Here is a 16,599-nt window from a genome sequence, read left to right on the forward strand (position 1 = left end):
GGCAACAATGAATACAAGCAAACCGATTGCGCTGGTCACTGGCGGTGCCAGTGGCATGGGGCTGGCAACCGTCGAGCGGCTGGCTCGCGACGGCTTCTCGGTCGTGATGGTGGACCGGGTCCACGACTTGGCCGCGCGCGAGGCTCAGCGCCTGCAAGACCTGGGATTGGATGTGCAGGTACGCGTGGTGGACCTCACCGACGAAGCAGCCGTCCGCAGCATGGTGCAGGCGCTGCCGCCGGTCACCGCGCTGGTGAACAACGCCGGGGTGTTCGACGAGCGCAAGTTCCTGGAGGTCACCAGCGACGACTTCCGCCGCGCCTACGAGATCAACCTGATCGCGGCCGCGACGCTGACGCAGGAGGTGGCGCGGCGCATGCCGGACGGCGGCCGGATCGTGAACATCGCCTCTCGCGCCTACCTCGGAGCCAGGAACCACCCCCACTACGTCGCCTCGAAGGCGGCCATCGTGGGCTATACACGCGCCAGCGCGATGGAACTGGCGCCGCGTGGCATTCTCGTTAACGCCATCGCCCCCGGCTTGATCGATACCCCTATCCTGCGGGCGCTCACGCCGGAGCGGTTGGGGGCACAGCTGGCCCTGCAGCCTACCGGCCAGGCCGGCCGGCCGGAAGACATTGCGCAGGCCGTGTCATTCCTGGTTTCGGCACAGACCGGATTCATCACGGGCCAGGTGCTGTTCGTCGACGGCGGCAAATCGCTCGGAGGGTCGGGCGCATGACTGCTGGCGGCTGGGAAAAGGAAGTAGACGTGCTGGTCGTTGGTGCCGGCGCGGGCGGCATGGCCGCTGCCATCACCGCACAGATCGGCGGCTGCTCGGTGCTGCTGGCCGAGAAGACCGACCGCATCGGCGGCTCGACCGCGATCTCCGGCGGAGCGGTCTGGGCGCCGTTGAACGCGCAGACCGACAAGGTCGGGCATCCGGACAGCTTCGACAAGGTCTGGACCTACATGCGCAACACCGTGGGTGATGCGGCGCCCGAGAGCATGCAGCGCGCCTTCCTGAAGTCTTGCGCGGCGGCCGTGGCCTTCCTGGAGAAGAACACCGAGGTCAAGCTCGCCGCCCGCAGCTATTCACCCGACTACTACCCGGATCGCGAGGGGGCGGCAATGGGCGGCCGGTCACTGGACCCGGTCATGTTCGACGGCCGCTTGCTCGGGCCGCACTTCCGCGAGCTGCGCGACCCTCTCCCCGAGTTCATGGTGCTGGGCGGGATGATGATCACCATGACCGATGTCAAGCACCTGCTGGCGGTTACTCGCTCCTTCACCTCCTGGAAGGAGGGAGTGAAACTGGTCCTGCGATACTTCGGCGATCGGCTTCGCGGCTACCACCGCGGCACCCGGCTGGTGCTCGGCAATGCGCTGGCGGCGCGGCTCTTCAAGTGCGTGCTGGACCGACGCATCGAATACTGGCTCAACGCGCCGCTCAGGACACTCGAGGTCGAGGATGGCCGTGTGACCGGCGCGACGATCGTGCGCGACGGCCGGCCGCTGCGGGTGCGGGCGCGGCGCGGCGTGGTCGTGGCCACCGGCGGCTTCCCGTGGAGCCCGACGCTCCGCTCGCAGCTGTACCCGCAGCCCACCGGCCCCTGGTCCATGTCACCGCAGGACAATGTGGGGGAGGGCATCGAAATCGCCCGCGCCGCGGGGGCCACGCTCGGCAGCGGCCACTTCGCCCCGGCCTTCTGGGCCCCGGTGTCGATCTTGCAGCGCCCGGACGGCACGCACGTGCGCTACCCGCATCTGGTGTGGGACCGCGCCAAGCCAGGCCTGATGGCTGTGAACGCGGCGGGGCGCCGTTTCGTCAACGAGTCCACCTCCTACCACGAGTTCGTGCTGGCCATGTACCGCTCGCACCAGACGGTGCCCACGCTGCCCGCGTTCCTCGTTTGCGACAGCGACTTCATGGAGCATTGGGGGATGGGCCTCGCGCTGCCCGGCGGCCGCCCTCGCGAGCACCTCGTTAGCGCCGGCTACCTGTACCGCGCCGACACGCTGGAGGAGCTCGCGGTGAAGCTGGGTATTGACGTGGCCGGCTTGAAGGAATCCGCGGAGCGTTTCAACCGGGCTGCCGATGCGGGCCAGGACGCGGAGTTCGGCAAGGGCAGCACGGCATACAACCGCTACCTCGGTGACCCCGAGCACGAGCCGAATGCCTGCCTGGGGCCGCTGCGCAAGGGCCCGTTCTACGCGGTCAAGGTCTACGCCGGCGACATCGGAACCGCCTGCGGCATCCGCTGCAACGAGGACGCGCAGGCGCTGGACGCGAACGGCCAACCGATTCCCGGCCTGTATGCGGCCGGCAACGACATGCATTCCGTGATGGGCGGGCAGTATCCGGCTCCCGGCATCACCCTGGGCCCGGCGCTCACCTTCGGGTGGGTCGCGGGCCGGCACCTTGCCCGACAGGCAGCGCAACAGCCGATGGCTCTGGAGACCGTATGAAAATCCTCTTCTCACCTTTTTCGCCGTACGTGCGCAAGTGCCTGGTCTCTGCGCACGAACTGGGGCTGAACGAGCGCCTGCAACTGCTGCCGTCCAATGCCCACCCGGTCAACCGCGATCGCGAGATCATTGCCGATAACCCGCTGGGGAAGGTGCCCACCTTCTTCAGCGACGACGGCCAGGTGCTGTACGACAGCCGGGTCATCTGCGAATACCTCAACGAGCTGGCGGGGGGTGCCCTGTTCCCCGCGTCAGGCAGCGCACGGTGGCAGGCGCTGACGCTGCAGTCCCTGGGTGACGGCATTCTGGATGCGGCCCTGCTCGCGCGTTACGAGGACGTGGCCCGACCGGAAGCGCTGCGCTGGCCCGATTGGCGCGCGGCACAACTCGACAAAGCCGAGACCGCGCTGGCGCACCTGGATGCGAGGCCAGCATTGCTGGCTGGGCGCGTGGACATAGGCGCCATCGCCGTGGGCTGCGCACTCTGGTACCTGGACCTGCGCTTTGGCGATTTCGGCTGGCGCGAGCGGCACCCGCAGGTGGCGCAGTGGTATGCCGGCTTTAGCCAAAGGCCAAGCATGCGCGCCGCGTGGTCTCTTGATCCCACGTAGCAGTCGCCGATACGAAGGTGACCCACGGTCCTCGGTAAGCCGGGCTGTCACAACTCCTTTGCCGCCTTCCTGATGCACTCCACCAACTGCTGCGTGGTCGTAGTCAGCCTGCGTCCCCTCAGGGTGATCAGGCCCACAGGCGGCAGCTCGAATGGCACCTTCAGGTTCACGATCTTGACGACACCCTCGGCCTGAAAGTGGCGGGCTACGGAGCGGGCCATAAAGCCCGCCGCGCCACGCTGGCGCAGGAAAGTGGTGAGCGCCAGGAAGGAGGAGGTCTCCACGATGTCCTTCGGCGGCTCCAGGCCATGCTTGAAGAATTGCTGCTCGATCTTGACCCGCAGTGATGCCCAGGGCGGCGGCAGCACACAGGGCATGGCGGCCAGGTCGGCCCAGGTGGTCTTGGCCTTGGGCGCATGTTGGGGCCCGACGACGACGACCATGGGCTCCTCGTACAGGGCTTCCGTCACCAGGTCGGGCGAGGCGTAGCCCGGCTCGAGGCGACCGACGAAAACATCGAGTTCTCCCAGGCGCAGTTTGGGCAGCAGGTGGGTCAGGTCGCCTTCCTCCACCAGCACGCTGGCCTGGGCCGAACGCTGCTTCAGCAATTCGACGGCGCGAGCCAGTAGCACGGGCATGGTCACCACCATCGAGCCGACGCGGGTGCGGCCCGCCGCGCCGCTAGCGACAGCGGTGATCTCGTCGCGCGTGCGATCGTATTCAGCCAGCACTGAGCGGGCGAACTCGATCAGTAGGACACCGCTTGCAGTCGGCTCGGTTCCCCGGGTCGAACGCTCGAACAGCGTCAGGTCGAGCATGCTTTCGACCTCGGTCAGCATTTTCGAGACGGCGGGCTGGCTGACCGACATGAACTCGGCCGTACGGCCCAGGTGGCGGAACTGGTCGAGCGCCACGACCAGCTGCAAATGGCGCAGCTTGATGTTGGAACGCAGGACGCGGTCGATCTGGGCCATGTCTTTATCTTAACCTTCAGCTTATGAAGACATGCTGATATCTGATTGGATTGTTATGTCCCGTTGTCGAACAATAGGGCGAACCGCCGATCCACCTGTGAGGAAGACAATGCAATTCACCCCCAAGACCCCCGTCAGCCGCCGCTCCATCCTGACCGGAGGGGCTGCCGGTACCGCCGGCCTGCTGCTGCCGGCCTGGGCCACCGCCGCCGAGGAATACCCGGCGCGTCCCATCACGTTCATCTGCCCCTGGCCGGCCGGCGGCACCGCTGACCAATCCATGCGGGCCATCTGCTCCGTGGCGGCGCGCGTGCTCAAGCAGCCGATCGCCGTGGACAACAAGGCCGGCGCCGCCGGCATGATCGGCGCCAAGGCCATTGCCAGCGCCAAGCCCGACGGCTACACCATCGGCCAGATCCCGATTTCGGTGACGCGCTTTTCGCAGCTGGGCACGCTGCAGGCTGACCCGCGCAAGGACTTCACGTACCTGGCCCGCACCTCCGGCCAGACCTTCGGCATCGCCGTGCTGCCGGAATCGAAGTTCAAGTCGCTGAAGGAAATGGTCGCCTACGCCAAGGCCAACCCCGGCCGCGTGACCTATGCGCACGCCGGTGTCGGCGGTGCCACGCACGTGGGCATGGAAGAGTTCGCGCTGGCCGCGGGCATCCAGCTCAACGCCATCGCCTACAAGGGCGGGGCCCAGGCCCTGTCGGACACGCTGGGTGGCCAGGTCGACATGCTGGCTGACTCCAGCTCCTGGGCGCCGCACGTCGAAGGCGGCAAGCTGCGCCTGCTGGCCACCTGGGGCGAGCAACGCACGCCGCGTTTCAAGGACACCCCCACGCTCAAGGAGCTGGGCTACAAGGTGGTGGTCGATGCGCCCAACGGCATCGGCGCCCCCACGGGCCTGGACCCGGCGGCTGAGAAGCGCCTGCGCGACGCCTTCCGCTTCGCTGTGAACAGCGACGAGTTCAAGGCGGTGGCCGGCAAGATCGATGCGCCGCTGATGTACCTGGACGGGCCCGACTACTACAAATACGTGCTGGCCACGTACGAGAAGGAAACGCAGCTCATCGAGCGCCTGAAGCTGAAAGAACTGCTGGCGAAGGGCTGATCGATGAACGCGAGCCCGCTGATCCGGCTTCACCCCCATGACAACGTCCTGGTGGCGAAGGCACCCCTGGCCCTGGGCCAGGACCTGCCCGAGTTCGGGGTGCGGGTGCGCGCGCAGGTGCCGGCGGGGCACAAGATCGCCTCCTGCCGCATCGCCGCCGGCGAGCAGGTCCGCAAGTACAACGCGGTGATCGGCGTGGCCGCGCGCGATATCGAGGCCGGCGACTACGTGCACACGCACAACCTGTCGATGGTCGAGTTCGACCGCGATCCGGGGTTCGGCCAGGACGTGAGGCCGGTGGCCTATGTGCCCGACGCCGAGCGCGCCACCTTCATGGGCTATGTCCGCGAGGACGGCCGCGTGGGCACCCGCAACTTCATCGGCCTCCTGTCGTCGGTCAATTGCTCGGCCACGGTCATCAAGAACATCGCCGCCTACTTCACGCCCGAGCGGCTGGCGGCGTATCCCAATGTGGATGGCGTCGCTGCGTTTGCGCAGACCAGTGGCTGCGGCATGTCCTCGCCCAGCGAGCACTTCGACGTGCTGCGCCGCACACTGGCCGGCTATGCACGCCACCCCAACCTGGCGGGCGTGCTGATCGTGGGCCTGGGCTGCGAACGCAATCAGGTGTCGTCGCTGGTCGAGTCGCAAGGCTTGGAGGCCGGGCGGCTGATGCGGACGATGGTGATGCAGGAAGTGGGCGGCACGCGCGTCACGATCGAAGCGGGCATCCGCGCGGTCGAAGAGATGCTGCCGCTGGCGAACGCTTACCAGCGCCAGCCGGTGCCGGCCAGCCACATCAAGATCGGCCTGGAGTGCGGCGGCTCGGACGGTTTCTCGGGCATCACCGCCAACCCCGCGCTCGGCGCGGCCATGGACATCCTGGTTCGGCACGGTGGCACGGCCATCCTGTCGGAGACGCCGGAGATCCACGGCGTCGAATACATGCTGACGCGCCGCGCGGTGACGCCGGCGGTGGGCCAGAAGCTGCTGGACCGTCTGGCCTGGTGGGAGAACTACACGCGCGGCCACAACGGCCAGTTCAACGGCGTGGTCGGCCCGGGCAACCAGGCCGGCGGCCTGGCCAACATCTTCGAGAAGTCGCTGGGCTCGGCCATGAAGGGCGGCACCACGCCGCTGCAAGCCGTGTACGAGTACGCCGAGCCGATCGACCAGCCTGGCTTCGTGTTCATGGACTCGCCGGGCTACGACCCGGTCGCCTGCACCGGTCAGATCGCCAGCGGCGCCAACCTGATCTGCTTCACCACCGGCCGCGGCTCGATGTTCGGCTCCAAGCCGGCGCCCACGATCAAGCTGGCCAGCAACACGCCGATGTACCGCAAGCTCGAGGAAGACATGGACGTCAATTGCGGCGCCATCCTCGATGGCGAGGTGGACGTGGAGCAGATGGGCCAGCGCATTTTTGAAGCCATCCTGCGCCACGCCTCGGGCGAGCCGACCAAGAGTGAAGCGCTGGGCCTGGGCGACCATGAATTCGTGCCCTGGCATCTGGGCATCGTGAGCTGACATCTGCCTTGTCATTGCGGACTCGATCCGCAATCCACCTCGGCGCGCCATTCCTTATTCGGAGATTCCCATGCTGGACACCCTGTCTCGCAGCGAGCTGCTGCGCACCCAAAACTTCATTGCCGGCCGCTGGCAGGCTGCCTCGGGCGAAGAGCTGCTCGACGTGGTCGATCCCGCGACGCTGGACGTCATCGCGCGCGTGGCCGACAGCACGGCTGCCGATGCGCAGGCTGCGGTCGATGCGGCGCAGGCCGCCTTTCCCGCCTGGCGCGAGTGCAGCGGGCGCGAGCGGGCCCAGCTGCTCAAGCGCTGGCACGCGCTGATCGTGCAAAACCAGGACGACCTCGCCCGCATCATTTCGGCGGAGCAGGGCAAGCCCCTGGCCGAAGCGCGCGGCGAGGTGCTGTACGGCGCCTCCTATGTGGAATGGTTCGCCGAGGAAGCGACCCGCACCCACGGTGACATCATTCCCGAGCCGGTGCGCGGCAAGAAGCTGATGGCCGTGAAGGAGCCGGTGGGTGTGGTGGCCGCCATCACGCCCTGGAACTTCCCGCTGGCGATGATCGCCCGCAAGATCGCTCCGGCCCTGGCTGCCGGCTGCACCGTGGTGGCCAAGCCCGCCGAAGACACGCCGCTGACGGCGGCGGCGCTGGTGCGCTTGGCCGAGGAAGCGGGCTTTCCCGCGGGTACGGTCAACCTGGTGTGCGCCTCGCGCCAGCAGACCCCCGAAGTGGTCGATGTCTGGCTGGCCGACTCGCGCGTTCGCAAGATCACCTTCACCGGCTCGACGCCGGTGGGCAAGCACCTGGCCCGCCAATCGGCCGGCACGCTGAAAAAGCTCTCGCTGGAACTGGGCGGCAACGCGCCCTTCATCGTCTTCGAAGATGCCAACCTGGATGCGGCCGTCGAGGGCCTGATGGTTTCCAAGTTCCGTAACGGCGGTCAGACCTGCGTGTGCCCGAATCGCGTGTTCGTGCACGCGGCGGTGCACGACCGCTTCGTCGACAAGCTGGCGGCCCGCGTCGGCGCCCTGCATGTGGGCCCCGCCAGCGATGAGCGCTCGCAGATCGGTCCGATGATCAACGAACGCGCCGTCGACAAGATCGATCGTCATGTGCGCGACGCGGTGGAGCAGGGCGCCAAGGTGGTGGTCGGCGGGCGCAAGCTGGCCTCGCCGCAGGTCGCAGGCGCCGGCCACTACTACGCGCCCACGGTGTTGGTGCAAGCCGGGCCGACCATGGCGCTGGCCCAGGAAGAAACCTTCGGCCCCGTTGTGCCGGTGTTTCGCTTCACCGCCGAGGACGAGGTCGTGGCGCTCGCCAACGACACGCCATTCGGACTGGCGGCCTATTTCTACACGCAGGACCCGGCGCGCATCTGGCGCATCGCGGATCAGCTGGAGACCGGCATCGTCGGCATCAACGAGGGCGCGCTGGCCGCCGAGGCAGCGCCTTTCGGCGGCGTCAAAGAGTCGGGCTACGGCCGCGAAGGCTCGCGCCACGGCCTGGAAGACTATATGCATATCAAGTACCTGTGCCAGGGAGGCCTGCGATGAAACCCGGAAACCCCTTCAAGGCGGCCTTGGCCGAGAAGCGGCCGCAGATCGGCCTGTGGCTCTCCATGGCCGAGCCCTACCTGGCCGAGGTCAGCGCTACTGCCGGCTTCGACTGGCTACCCGCTACCCGCCACTGGGCATTCGCGGCGTGGGCAGCGCCGTGGGCCGCGCATCGCGCTGGAGCGCACGCACCGACTACCTCGATGCGGCGGACGGCGAAGTCTGCCTGCTGGTGCAGGCCGGGACGGTGACCGCGCTGCGCAATCTCGAAGCCATCTGCGCCGTCGATGGCGTGGACGGCGTCTTCGTCGGCCCGGCGGACCTGGCGGCGTCGATGGGCTACCGCGGCCGGCCCGGTCATCCCGAGGTGCAAGCGGCGATCGAGCAGGCGATGAAGACCATCGTTCGCTCCGGCAAGGCTGCCGGCACGCTGACGTCGGATCCCAAACTGGCGCGGCGTTATCTGGAACTGGGCTGTACCTTCGTGGCTACGGGCGTGGACATCTTGCTTTTCGCCGGCGCGGCGCGCAAGCTGGCGGCAGATTTCATCGGCGGCGGCGCCGAAGCAGCGGGGCCGTCCGCCGCTTACTGACGCGAGGACCATCATGAACGCAGCCTCTGCCCGAACCATCGCCGACGCGCTCACGGCCATCGTCGGCCCGCAGGCGTGCCTGACCTCCGCTGCGGATACCCAACTGTTCGCCACCGACTACCGGCGGCTGTACCACGGCAAGGCCGTGGCCGTTGTGCTGCCATCGACCACCGAAGAAGTCAGCCGCGTGATGGCTTGGTGCTACCAGCATGACGTGCCGGTGGTGCCTCAAGGCGGCAACACTTCGCTCATGGGCGGGGCTGTTCCGGACGACACCGGCAAGGCGGTGATCATCAGCCTGAGCCGCATGAACAAGGTGCTCGCTGCCGATACGATCAACGACACCCTGACGCTGCAGGCCGGCGTCACGCTCAGCGCGGCGCGCAGTGCCGCCGAGGCCGCGGGCCGCTTGTTCCCGCTGCGCATCGGGTCGGAAGGTTCCTGCCAGATCGGGGGCAACCTGGCAACCAACGCGGGCGGCACGGCCGTGCTGCGTTACGGCAACATGCGCGACCTGGTGCTGGGCATCGAAGCAGTACTGCCCGATGGCCGCGTGATGTCCGCGCTGCGCGGGCTGCGCAAGGACAACACCGGTTTCGATCTCAAGCAGCTCTTCGTCGGTTCGGAGGGGACGCTCGGCATCATCACGGCCGCCGTGCTCAAGCTGATGCCGCTGCCCCGATCTTCATCGGTGGCGTTCGTCGCGGTGGAAAGCCCGGAGGCGGCGGTGAAGCTGCTGGGTGAGGCCAAGCAGGCCGCCGGCCAGTCCGTGAGCGGCTTCGAGCTGATCTCGGGTCCCGCGCTCGAGCTGGTTCTGGACTACCTGGGCGGCATGGCGTCGCCATTGGCGCAGCGGCACGACTGGATGGTGCTGATCGAGCTGACCTCGGGTGGCCAACAGGATGCGCTCGAGCAGACGATGGTGCAGTTGCTGGAAGCCGGGCTGGAAGCAGGCCTGGTGCTCGACGCCGCCGTGGCGTCCAGCGTGGCCGACGCGCAGGCGTTCTGGCGCATCCGCGAAGAGATATCGGATGCCCAGACGCGCACCGGCGGCAGCATCAAGTGCGACGTCTCCGTGCCGCTCTCGCGCATCGCCGCCTTCATCGGCGACGCCACCGCCAATGTGCTGCAGCTCGAGCCCCGAACGCGCATGGTGATTTATGGCCACATGGGCGACGGCAACGTGCACTTCAATCCTTTGCGGCCGAAAGACCAGTCGGCGGCGGAGTTCCTCGGAGCGCACTACCAGGCGATTTCGACCGTCGTCGATGGCCTCGCCCATGCGGAAGGCGGCTCGATCTCCGCCGAGCACGGGATCGGCGTCGCCAAGCGCGATGACCTGGTCCACTACAAGTCGAGCGTCGAGCTCGAATTGATGTGGCAAGTCAAACGCGCGCTGGACCCGAAGAATCTGCTGAACCCCGGGAAGTTGCTACCGGCGCAGCACCATGCGCCTTCTACGGGAAGTGGGCTCCATCAAGCTTCAGACCTTCCCTAGACGCGGCGTTACTGACATATCGCGCCAGTGGCAACGCGAGCGCCCGGGGCAGAACGACGACTAACACCGCCCAGATCACAAGGCAAGATTTGAACAAGACCGAGAAGTCGGGCGAGTTCTTGAGCGCGTACCAAAGAGGGGCGGCCTGTGCTTGGCCAATTACCAGGCGCCTCACATATCGGGTTTCCCGAAGCGCCTCAACGACAAACTCTTGTTTCTGCGTACTGAATGACACCAACCGTTCCGGCAGGTCGATGCCCAACCGTCGCTTGATATGCAACCTGAAGAGCGAGATCCTCGCTTTCAGTCTCTCCCTTTCATTGCCTAGCTTGGCTGCGTTTCCAAAGACCAGCGACGCCTTCTCCTCGCTGCGGGATCTGTGCAGACGATAGTGACCCAACACTGAATCCACGGCAACCACCATGCCCTTCAAACAACTGCCATAGACGGTAAAGAAGTCCGCACCGTGCTTGTCCTCAGTGACGGGAAGTGGGAAGAGATCCGTAAGCGCTTCCCGTGCGTATGCGTTGCCAGATCCCGGCGCGGAGGAATACAGCAGACCTCTGGTAGCAAGCAGGTGCCCCACGGCGCCGGACGACAATTCCCTGGGGGTATGTCCGTCTCGCTCCTCTCCTTGTGGCCCGATGAAAGAGAGCCGAAAGTGGGCCTTTGCCGTACCCGCATTCATGGCCGCCACAACCATACGAGCCGCGTCTGGCAGATAAATATCGTCGGCATCCAGAAACATCACAATGTCCCCGGATGAAGCAGCAAAGCCTGCGTTGTATGCGGAGTACTGCCCCTCGTTATTCTGATAGATGGCCTTTACAGCGCCCGTCAAGACGAATTCATCGATGGCCGCTCTTGATGAATCAGTGGAACCATCGTCGACAACAATAATTTCTATGTTTTTGTATGTTTGCGCCAATGCGGAACAGACAGCGCAACGAATCAATCGAGCGTAGTTGTAGTTGCAGATGACTATGGAGACGAGGGGGCCTTGGCCCGATTGGAGAATCAGCATATGCGCGGGCGCCTTCCTGCGCCAGATCAGTAGTCGGACCTGTTGCGGGTGACCTGGCGCCGGCCGAAACTCAGGATGTACTTGGCCAGCTTGGATTTAAGCAGGCGAAACTGGCCATTGCGCGCCATCCGGCTTGCGCGCCCGAGCTTGGTCCCCCAGTAATCCCGGAACAGCGGAAAGAAGTCGGCTCCGTGTTCCTTGGTCATCTGTCGCGCCTGGATCCAGAAGTCGTATTTGTAGAGGTCCGACCGCTGCCCCTCGCGAACGCGAAACGCGCTCCAATGGTCGTCAACGTAGAGAATCGGAAACTGCTTGCTGATCCGCAGAAACAGATCCCAGTCCTGTACCAGCGGATACCGTGTGTCGAGGGGCCCCACCCGCTCCAGCGCCTCGCGCCGGATGAACGCGCTTTCCACGGGGATGTAGTCACGCGCCAGCATCTCCTGCCAACTCGCCTGCTTCGTAAGTTCCCTGTCGATTTCGACGCTGTGCTCGTCGACCTGCAGGAAGTTGCAGTACACCAGGGCGACCCCCGGATTGCGCTTCAACGCATCCACCGCCTTGCTGATGGCGCCGGGCAGGTAGAAGTCATCGGCGTTGATCCAGGCAACGATCTCGCCGCGCGCGATCGAGAACCCGTGGTTGACCTTTGCGCTCAGCCCCTGCGGCGCGGGCGTCACGAGGCGCACCGAAGGGTGGCGCGCCAAGATGGCCAGCGTCTCGTCAGTGGAGCCGGAGTCGAGCACGATGTGTTCGATGCGCGGGTAATCCTGCTGCTCGACACTGCGCAAGGTCTCCTCGATGAAGGCGCCGCAGTTGAAGGAGGGCGTCACGATCGACACAAGAGGATTCAAGGTGCGCTCTCCTATTCAGGTGCGTTCGCGACCATCCTATCCGCTCCGGCAGCTGGATGGGAGATGTTGGTGCCCCAGCACAAATGTCCTATGTCGATCGGGACAAAGCTCCCTTCTTGCGGCCCGCGGCTACGTTTTAATGCAATCGTGCGTGCAGGCATTGTCATCAACGGGCGGTTTCTGACCCAGAGGACGACGGGTGTCCAGCGCTATGCGCGAGAGATGGTCCATGCGCTTGACGAGCTCGACATCCCCGACGTCGCGCTGGAATTGATCTGCCCGCCAGGTGCCGAACGGTTGCCGGGCCTCAGGCACATCCGCCAGAGCTTTTCCGGGGTGGGTGGCGGCCAAGCGTGGGAACAGCTGCAATTGCCCTGGCTGGCGGCTGGAAGGCCCCTGCTGTGCCTGTGCAACCTCGCGCCGCTTGTCGGAAGGAACCGCGCAGTCGTGATTCACGACGCGGCAGTGTTCGATGTGCCTGCGGGCTACAGCCCGCTCTTCCGGGCCTGGTACCGCTTTGCCCAACGCGCACTGGTCGCAAGCCGCGCCCAGATCATCACCGTCTCGCAATTTTCGCGTGGCCGGCTGGCCAAGGCCCTGAACGTGCAGCCCGAGCAGATCGAGGTCGTCGGTGAGTCGGCTGATCATGTCGCCCGAATCGAACCTGACCTGTCCTTGGCCGAGCGCCTGGGCCTGCGGGGCAGGCAGTTCATCCTGGCCATCGGAAGCTTGCACCCCAACAAGAACATCGCCACCCTGGAAGCGGCGATGAAGGATCCCCGCCTGGCCACACTCCAGCTCGTTGTCGTCGGTGGCCAGTCGCCATCGGTCTTCCGCGCCGGAACACAGGGGGGCTGCGCGTCGAACGTTCATTACACCGGCTATGCAACGGATGAGCAGCTGGTCGGATTGCTGCAGAGCGCCACCCTGTTCGTGTTTCCGTCACGGTACGAAGGGTTCGGTCTACCGCCGCTTGAAGCCATGCGCCTGGGCTGCCCCGTCCTGGTGTCCACCGCGGCATCAATCCCGGAGGTCTGCGGACGTGACGCCGCCGCCTACTTCGATCCGGAGGATGCGATGCAGCTCGCGTCCGCCATTGCGGATCTCGTCTCGAACGATGCGGAACGTGCCCGGCTGATCGCAGCCGGACATCGCCGCGTCGAGCAGATGAAGTGGCCTGTCCAGGCGCAAATCCTCTTGAACCTGGTCCGGGATCGCTTTCCGGCGTTGGTGCCCCACCGGCCGAACTCGGCGTGAGCGTGGACCTCGCCAGCCCATCCACCGGCCCGGTCCTTGCGCGCGAGCTGCCGTGGTGGACGCGCCCTTCGGCTCTCAACCTGCTGTTCGTCTTGCCCATTCTGATAGCAGTCATTTTTTGGGCAGGGGGGAGCGGCCTGGAGGTCCGGTCGCGCAACTACCTTTCGGCTCCGTACATCGCTCTCTACGTCGGGTTGGTCCTTGTCTCGGCCGCGGGCGCCTGGCTCGGCGAGAACGTCCGGCAGCGTGGCCTGCTGCAAAGTCCCGTTCAGCACCTGGCGCGCGCCGCCATCTCGGTGGGCGTGCTCGTTCTCGCGACGTATGTGTTCTGGTACCGGTCACTGATATTCGACCCGGCCTTGCTCATGAGCATCCTCATGGGCGGGGAGAAGCCCGAACGCGAAGCCATTGGTACCGTGACCGGCATCACCTCGCTCGTCAACTTGGCGCCCGTGTTCTTCTCCCTGGCCGGGTACGTGCTTTTCGTGCGCGGAACGCGGGATCGCATGCTGGCCGCCTTGACCATTGTCCTGTTGCTGTTCACCTTCTTCCGCGCCTACGTCTGGACCGAGCGCCTCGCAGTCGCGGAGGCGCTCATTCCGCTCGTCCTGGCGTTGCTCGGCAATGCCAGCCCGAAGCCGCATCAGCGCGTGCGCAGATTGTTCTGGCGCCTGGGACCCTATGCGGCGCTGCCAGCCGTGTTCCTGTTCTTCTCCGTGGCTGAATTCTTCCGGAGCTGGTCCTTCTACGCGGACCGCATGGCGTTCTGGGAATTCGCGTTCGGCCGGTTCGTGAATTACTACTACACGTCGCTCAACAATGGAGCCGGCATGTTGGCGACCGCCGCGGACTGGCCGACCGGGACATTCGAGCAGGTCCTGCGCTGGTTGCACTCGTTTCCTCTCGGCATCGGACCCTGGTTTTCGGAGACGGTTGGCCTGCACACCTACGTCGACGAGGTCTTTCTCCAGCGATATGGCGACCCGGAGTTCAACACGGCATCCAGCTTTGCCGGCGTCACTCTGGATCTCGGCGTGGCAGGAGCGACCCTGTACTTCTTCCTTTCCATGTTCTGCTCGGGCATCCTGTACTCACGCTATCTGAAAAGTGACCCGCTGTCCGTGATGCTGTTCCCGTCCGTGCTGGTCGCGCTGTTCGAAAGCCTCCGCTATCCGTATTGGGGCACCTCAAGGGCGTTCGTCTGGCTGCTGGGAACCCTCGTCGTCCTGGCTGTGCTCTGGATCTGCGGCTCGATCGGAGCTGCGACGCCGTCCAGCAAAGCGCACCGATCTGCGACTTCGTGACTCGGCCAACGGCCAAAAGCGGCTCTGCAGCCCGGTACTTTGGCACTACAAAATGTGACAGTGGGCTGATCAGCTCGGCAGTATGTGTCGATTTCTAACCGGCAAAAACCTGCTGGCCACCCCGCAGCTGATCAATTACCTCAGCCTCAGCCGTTTTCCTACTGAAAGGTGACCTTTTTTAGACACAGATTCCAGCAATTGCATACGGGCGCGTCCGTTACTGTAGAGCTCTACAACTCATCGGTAAGGTCAGTATGCAGTTCTTGTCCAGTTCGAAGTCTTGGTCGCTAGAGTCCCACGGCATTGTTTATTCAGCTATTTTCGCCGCTCTGCTGAGCGGCTGCGGCGGTGGCGGTTCCACCGATGTCGCGGGCGTCGACTCAGACCTCACTGCCCAGATTGAGAGCGCGAGGAAGAAGCCTTCCGCAGCGCCCCCGTCAGCAACTGCTGAGAGTGCTCATGGAACGACCGTTCCTGATGCTACTAGGCTCGTTGACGCCTCCGGCGTAACGTGGACTGTAGTTGGGGGCGTCATTTACAGAAACACCACCGCTACCGTTTCGTCCAGCGTTACGTTGTTGCTTTATTGGAACCACACGATCTACCAGCAGAACTCCTTTGGTGGCTGGTGGCTGTGGGTCGATACCAGCGGATGGCAAGCAACGACAGACCCGCGTGGGACTTCCGCTCCGGCACCTGCACCCGCACCTGCTCCGGCACCGGCACCCGCACCCGCACCCGCACCCGCACCTGTTGGGGTCAACCTGACCGACTACGGCGGCAACTGCAATGGCGTGGCCGACAACAACGCTGCTATTGCGGCCGGCTTGGCCGCGGCCAAGTCGAGGGGCGTGCCATTGGTCATCCCGACCGGGCAGTGCAACTTCAGCGACATCATCCGCATGGATGGGGTGAAATTGGCCGGTAGCGGCGCAAGTTCGGTGCTGTATGCGACAAACTGGCAACGCTCTGCCATCTTCATGTCGGGCGCGGCGCCGTCGGTCTCCAACGTCAAGCTGACGGGCGTGGCCGCACCGTCGCGCCAGGCGCCTTGGGAAATGACCAAGATCACCATCTTCGGTGCCACCGACTTCGTGATCGACCGCGTCACTATCGAAGGCTCGCCGGCCGCGGGCATTCAGACCGCCCAGAAGCCGGCGCGCGGGCGCATTACGAACAACGTGGTGCGCAATACACTGGCCGACAGCATCCACATGACGGACGGCGCGAGTCAGATCCTCGTCGAAGGCAACCTGATCGAGAACGCCGGTGACGACGGCATCGCCGTGGTGAGCTACAAGTACGATAGCGCCCGGGTCAACAACATCACCGCGCGCAACAACGTGATCCGCAACAACAAGTGGGGGCGCAACATGAGCGTCGTCGGCGGCAGCCAGGTGGTCTATGAGAACAACCTCATGCAGGGCAATCAGGCCGGATATGCATGTCTCTACATCGCGCAAGAGAACAGCTGGAACACCTACTCGGTCCTGGACGTCCAAGCCCATCACAATACGCTCGAGAACTGCGGCAGCTTGAACACGGGACACGCGGCGGCCATGGTCTTCAGTGACGGCGCCGAAGCCAACAACAACATCACGCTGCTGAGCAACGACGTCATCCAGAACGGCCAGGACGGCATCCGGTACTTCGGTACGCAGACCAACGTCCGGCTCGAACAGAACCGGATCGCGGGCGCCCGTACGGCCTATGTCGGTGGCACCGTCTCCGGCGTGACGGTCATCCCGTACACCAGCGGGTCGGTCGGCTACGTCGCACCTTGACGCCAACGCGGCACTGACGCGAAAAACGAAAGCTGC

The 16,599-nt window shown here is 65.2% G+C and carries 13 protein-coding genes and 1 pseudogene; 11 read left to right on the top strand and 3 right to left on the bottom strand.

Annotated features, from left to right (window positions below):
* Nucleotides 1-7 precede the first annotated feature (7 nt).
* The 3 genes from HNE04_RS17635 to HNE04_RS17645 are packed head-to-tail and all read left to right on the top strand — an operon-like array spanning nt 8 to nt 3,080.
* The gene (locus HNE04_RS17635; protein WP_172221951.1) at nt 8-742 is read left to right on the top strand and encodes an SDR family NAD(P)-dependent oxidoreductase; all 735 of its coding nucleotides are present in this window, start codon (nt 8-10) and stop codon (nt 740-742) included.
* On the top strand, nt 739-2,469 hold the full coding sequence (locus HNE04_RS17640) for an FAD-binding protein (RefSeq protein WP_172221954.1): 1,731 nt from the start codon (nt 739-741) through the stop codon (nt 2,467-2,469). Before HNE04_RS17635 ends, HNE04_RS17640 begins: the two co-directional genes overlap by 4 nt.
* Nucleotides 2,466-3,080 (top strand): glutathione S-transferase, encoded by a 615-nt coding sequence (locus HNE04_RS17645; protein ID WP_172221957.1) that lies wholly within the window; start codon nt 2,466-2,468, stop codon nt 3,078-3,080. Before HNE04_RS17640 ends, HNE04_RS17645 begins: the two co-directional genes overlap by 4 nt.
* Before the next feature lie 47 nt (nt 3,081-3,127).
* Here HNE04_RS17645 and HNE04_RS17650 read toward each other — a convergent pair whose 3' ends face one another.
* Nucleotides 3,128-4,054, bottom strand: coding sequence for a LysR substrate-binding domain-containing protein (locus HNE04_RS17650; protein WP_172221960.1), 927 nt, complete (start codon nt 4,052-4,054; stop codon nt 3,128-3,130).
* A gap of 109 nt (nt 4,055-4,163) precedes the next feature.
* Here HNE04_RS17650 and HNE04_RS17655 point away from each other — a divergent pair, with 109 nt between their 5' ends.
* The 5 genes and pseudogenes from HNE04_RS17655 to HNE04_RS17675 all read left to right on the top strand — a co-directional run bounded on the left by HNE04_RS17655 (nt 4,164) and on the right by HNE04_RS17675 (nt 10,340).
* On the top strand, nt 4,164-5,168 hold the full coding sequence (locus tag HNE04_RS17655; protein WP_172221963.1) for a Bug family tripartite tricarboxylate transporter substrate binding protein: 1,005 nt from the start codon (nt 4,164-4,166) through the stop codon (nt 5,166-5,168).
* A gap of 3 nt (nt 5,169-5,171) precedes the next feature.
* Nucleotides 5,172-6,695, top strand: coding sequence for a UxaA family hydrolase (locus tag HNE04_RS17660; RefSeq protein ID WP_172221966.1), 1,524 nt, complete (start codon nt 5,172-5,174; stop codon nt 6,693-6,695).
* A gap of 70 nt (nt 6,696-6,765) precedes the next feature.
* Nucleotides 6,766-8,250 carry an NAD-dependent succinate-semialdehyde dehydrogenase gene (locus tag HNE04_RS17665; RefSeq protein WP_172221969.1) on the top strand — a complete coding sequence of 495 codons (1,485 nt, stop codon included), beginning with the start codon at nt 6,766-6,768 and terminating at the stop codon, nt 8,248-8,250.
* Nucleotides 8,247-8,842, top strand: a pseudogene (locus HNE04_RS17670) (aldolase/citrate lyase family protein). The gene HNE04_RS17665 and the pseudogene HNE04_RS17670 overlap by 4 nt, the downstream one beginning before the upstream one ends.
* Before the next feature lie 13 nt (nt 8,843-8,855).
* A complete protein-coding gene (locus tag HNE04_RS17675) occupies nt 8,856-10,340 on the top strand; it encodes an FAD-binding oxidoreductase (RefSeq protein ID WP_172221972.1) in 1,485 nt (494 codons plus the stop codon).
* On the opposite strand, the gene HNE04_RS17680 is transcribed toward HNE04_RS17675, so the two are convergent.
* Both HNE04_RS17680 and HNE04_RS17685 read right to left on the bottom strand, forming a co-directional pair.
* Nucleotides 10,300-11,364: a glycosyltransferase family 2 protein gene (locus HNE04_RS17680; protein ID WP_172221975.1), complete on the bottom strand. Its 1,065-nt coding sequence runs from the start codon at nt 11,362-11,364 to the stop codon at nt 10,300-10,302. The two genes, HNE04_RS17675 and HNE04_RS17680, sit on opposite strands and share 41 nt — an antisense overlap.
* A 26-nt stretch (nt 11,365-11,390) precedes the next feature.
* Nucleotides 11,391-12,218 (bottom strand): glycosyltransferase family 2 protein, encoded by an 828-nt coding sequence (locus HNE04_RS17685; RefSeq protein WP_172221978.1) that lies wholly within the window; start codon nt 12,216-12,218, stop codon nt 11,391-11,393.
* 90 nt (nt 12,219-12,308) lie between these two features.
* Here HNE04_RS17685 and HNE04_RS17690 point away from each other — a divergent pair, with 90 nt between their 5' ends.
* From HNE04_RS17690 to HNE04_RS17700, 3 genes are all read left to right on the top strand, one after another.
* Complete coding sequence (locus HNE04_RS17690) at nt 12,309-13,475, top strand: glycosyltransferase family 4 protein (RefSeq protein WP_172221981.1); 1,167 nt, start codon at nt 12,309-12,311, stop codon at nt 13,473-13,475.
* Nucleotides 13,476-13,477: 2 nt separating this feature from the next.
* Complete coding sequence (locus tag HNE04_RS17695; RefSeq protein WP_172221984.1) at nt 13,478-14,779, top strand: O-antigen polymerase; 1,302 nt, start codon at nt 13,478-13,480, stop codon at nt 14,777-14,779.
* Between the two features lie 578 nt (nt 14,780-15,357).
* Complete coding sequence (locus HNE04_RS17700) at nt 15,358-16,563, top strand: right-handed parallel beta-helix repeat-containing protein (RefSeq protein ID WP_172221987.1); 1,206 nt, start codon at nt 15,358-15,360, stop codon at nt 16,561-16,563.
* Nucleotides 16,564-16,599: the final 36 nt, after the last annotated feature.

This window comes from Caenimonas soli (assembly GCF_013155545.1).
Classification (GTDB): Bacteria; Pseudomonadota; Gammaproteobacteria; order Burkholderiales; family Burkholderiaceae_C; genus Ramlibacter; species Ramlibacter soli.

Bases quoted from the DNA above. Each gene is read 5' to 3' on its own strand.
- HNE04_RS17635 (WP_172221951.1), top strand. From the start codon at position 8: ATGAATACAAGCAAACCGATTGCGCTGGTCACTGGCGGTGCCAGTGGC.
- HNE04_RS17640 (WP_172221954.1), top strand. From the start codon at position 739: ATGACTGCTGGCGGCTGGGAAAAGGAAGTAGACGTGCTGGTCGTTGGT.
- HNE04_RS17645 (WP_172221957.1), top strand. From the start codon at position 2,466: ATGAAAATCCTCTTCTCACCTTTTTCGCCGTACGTGCGCAAGTGCCTG.
- HNE04_RS17650 (WP_172221960.1), bottom strand. From the start codon at position 4,054: ATGGCCCAGATCGACCGCGTCCTGCGTTCCAACATCAAGCTGCGCCAT.
- HNE04_RS17655 (WP_172221963.1), top strand. From the start codon at position 4,164: ATGCAATTCACCCCCAAGACCCCCGTCAGCCGCCGCTCCATCCTGACC.
- HNE04_RS17660 (WP_172221966.1), top strand. From the start codon at position 5,172: ATGAACGCGAGCCCGCTGATCCGGCTTCACCCCCATGACAACGTCCTG.
- HNE04_RS17665 (WP_172221969.1), top strand. From the start codon at position 6,766: ATGCTGGACACCCTGTCTCGCAGCGAGCTGCTGCGCACCCAAAACTTC.
- HNE04_RS17675 (WP_172221972.1), top strand. From the start codon at position 8,856: ATGAACGCAGCCTCTGCCCGAACCATCGCCGACGCGCTCACGGCCATC.
- HNE04_RS17680 (WP_172221975.1), bottom strand. From the start codon at position 11,364: ATGCTGATTCTCCAATCGGGCCAAGGCCCCCTCGTCTCCATAGTCATC.
- HNE04_RS17690 (WP_172221981.1), top strand. From the start codon at position 12,309: ATGTCGATCGGGACAAAGCTCCCTTCTTGCGGCCCGCGGCTACGTTTT.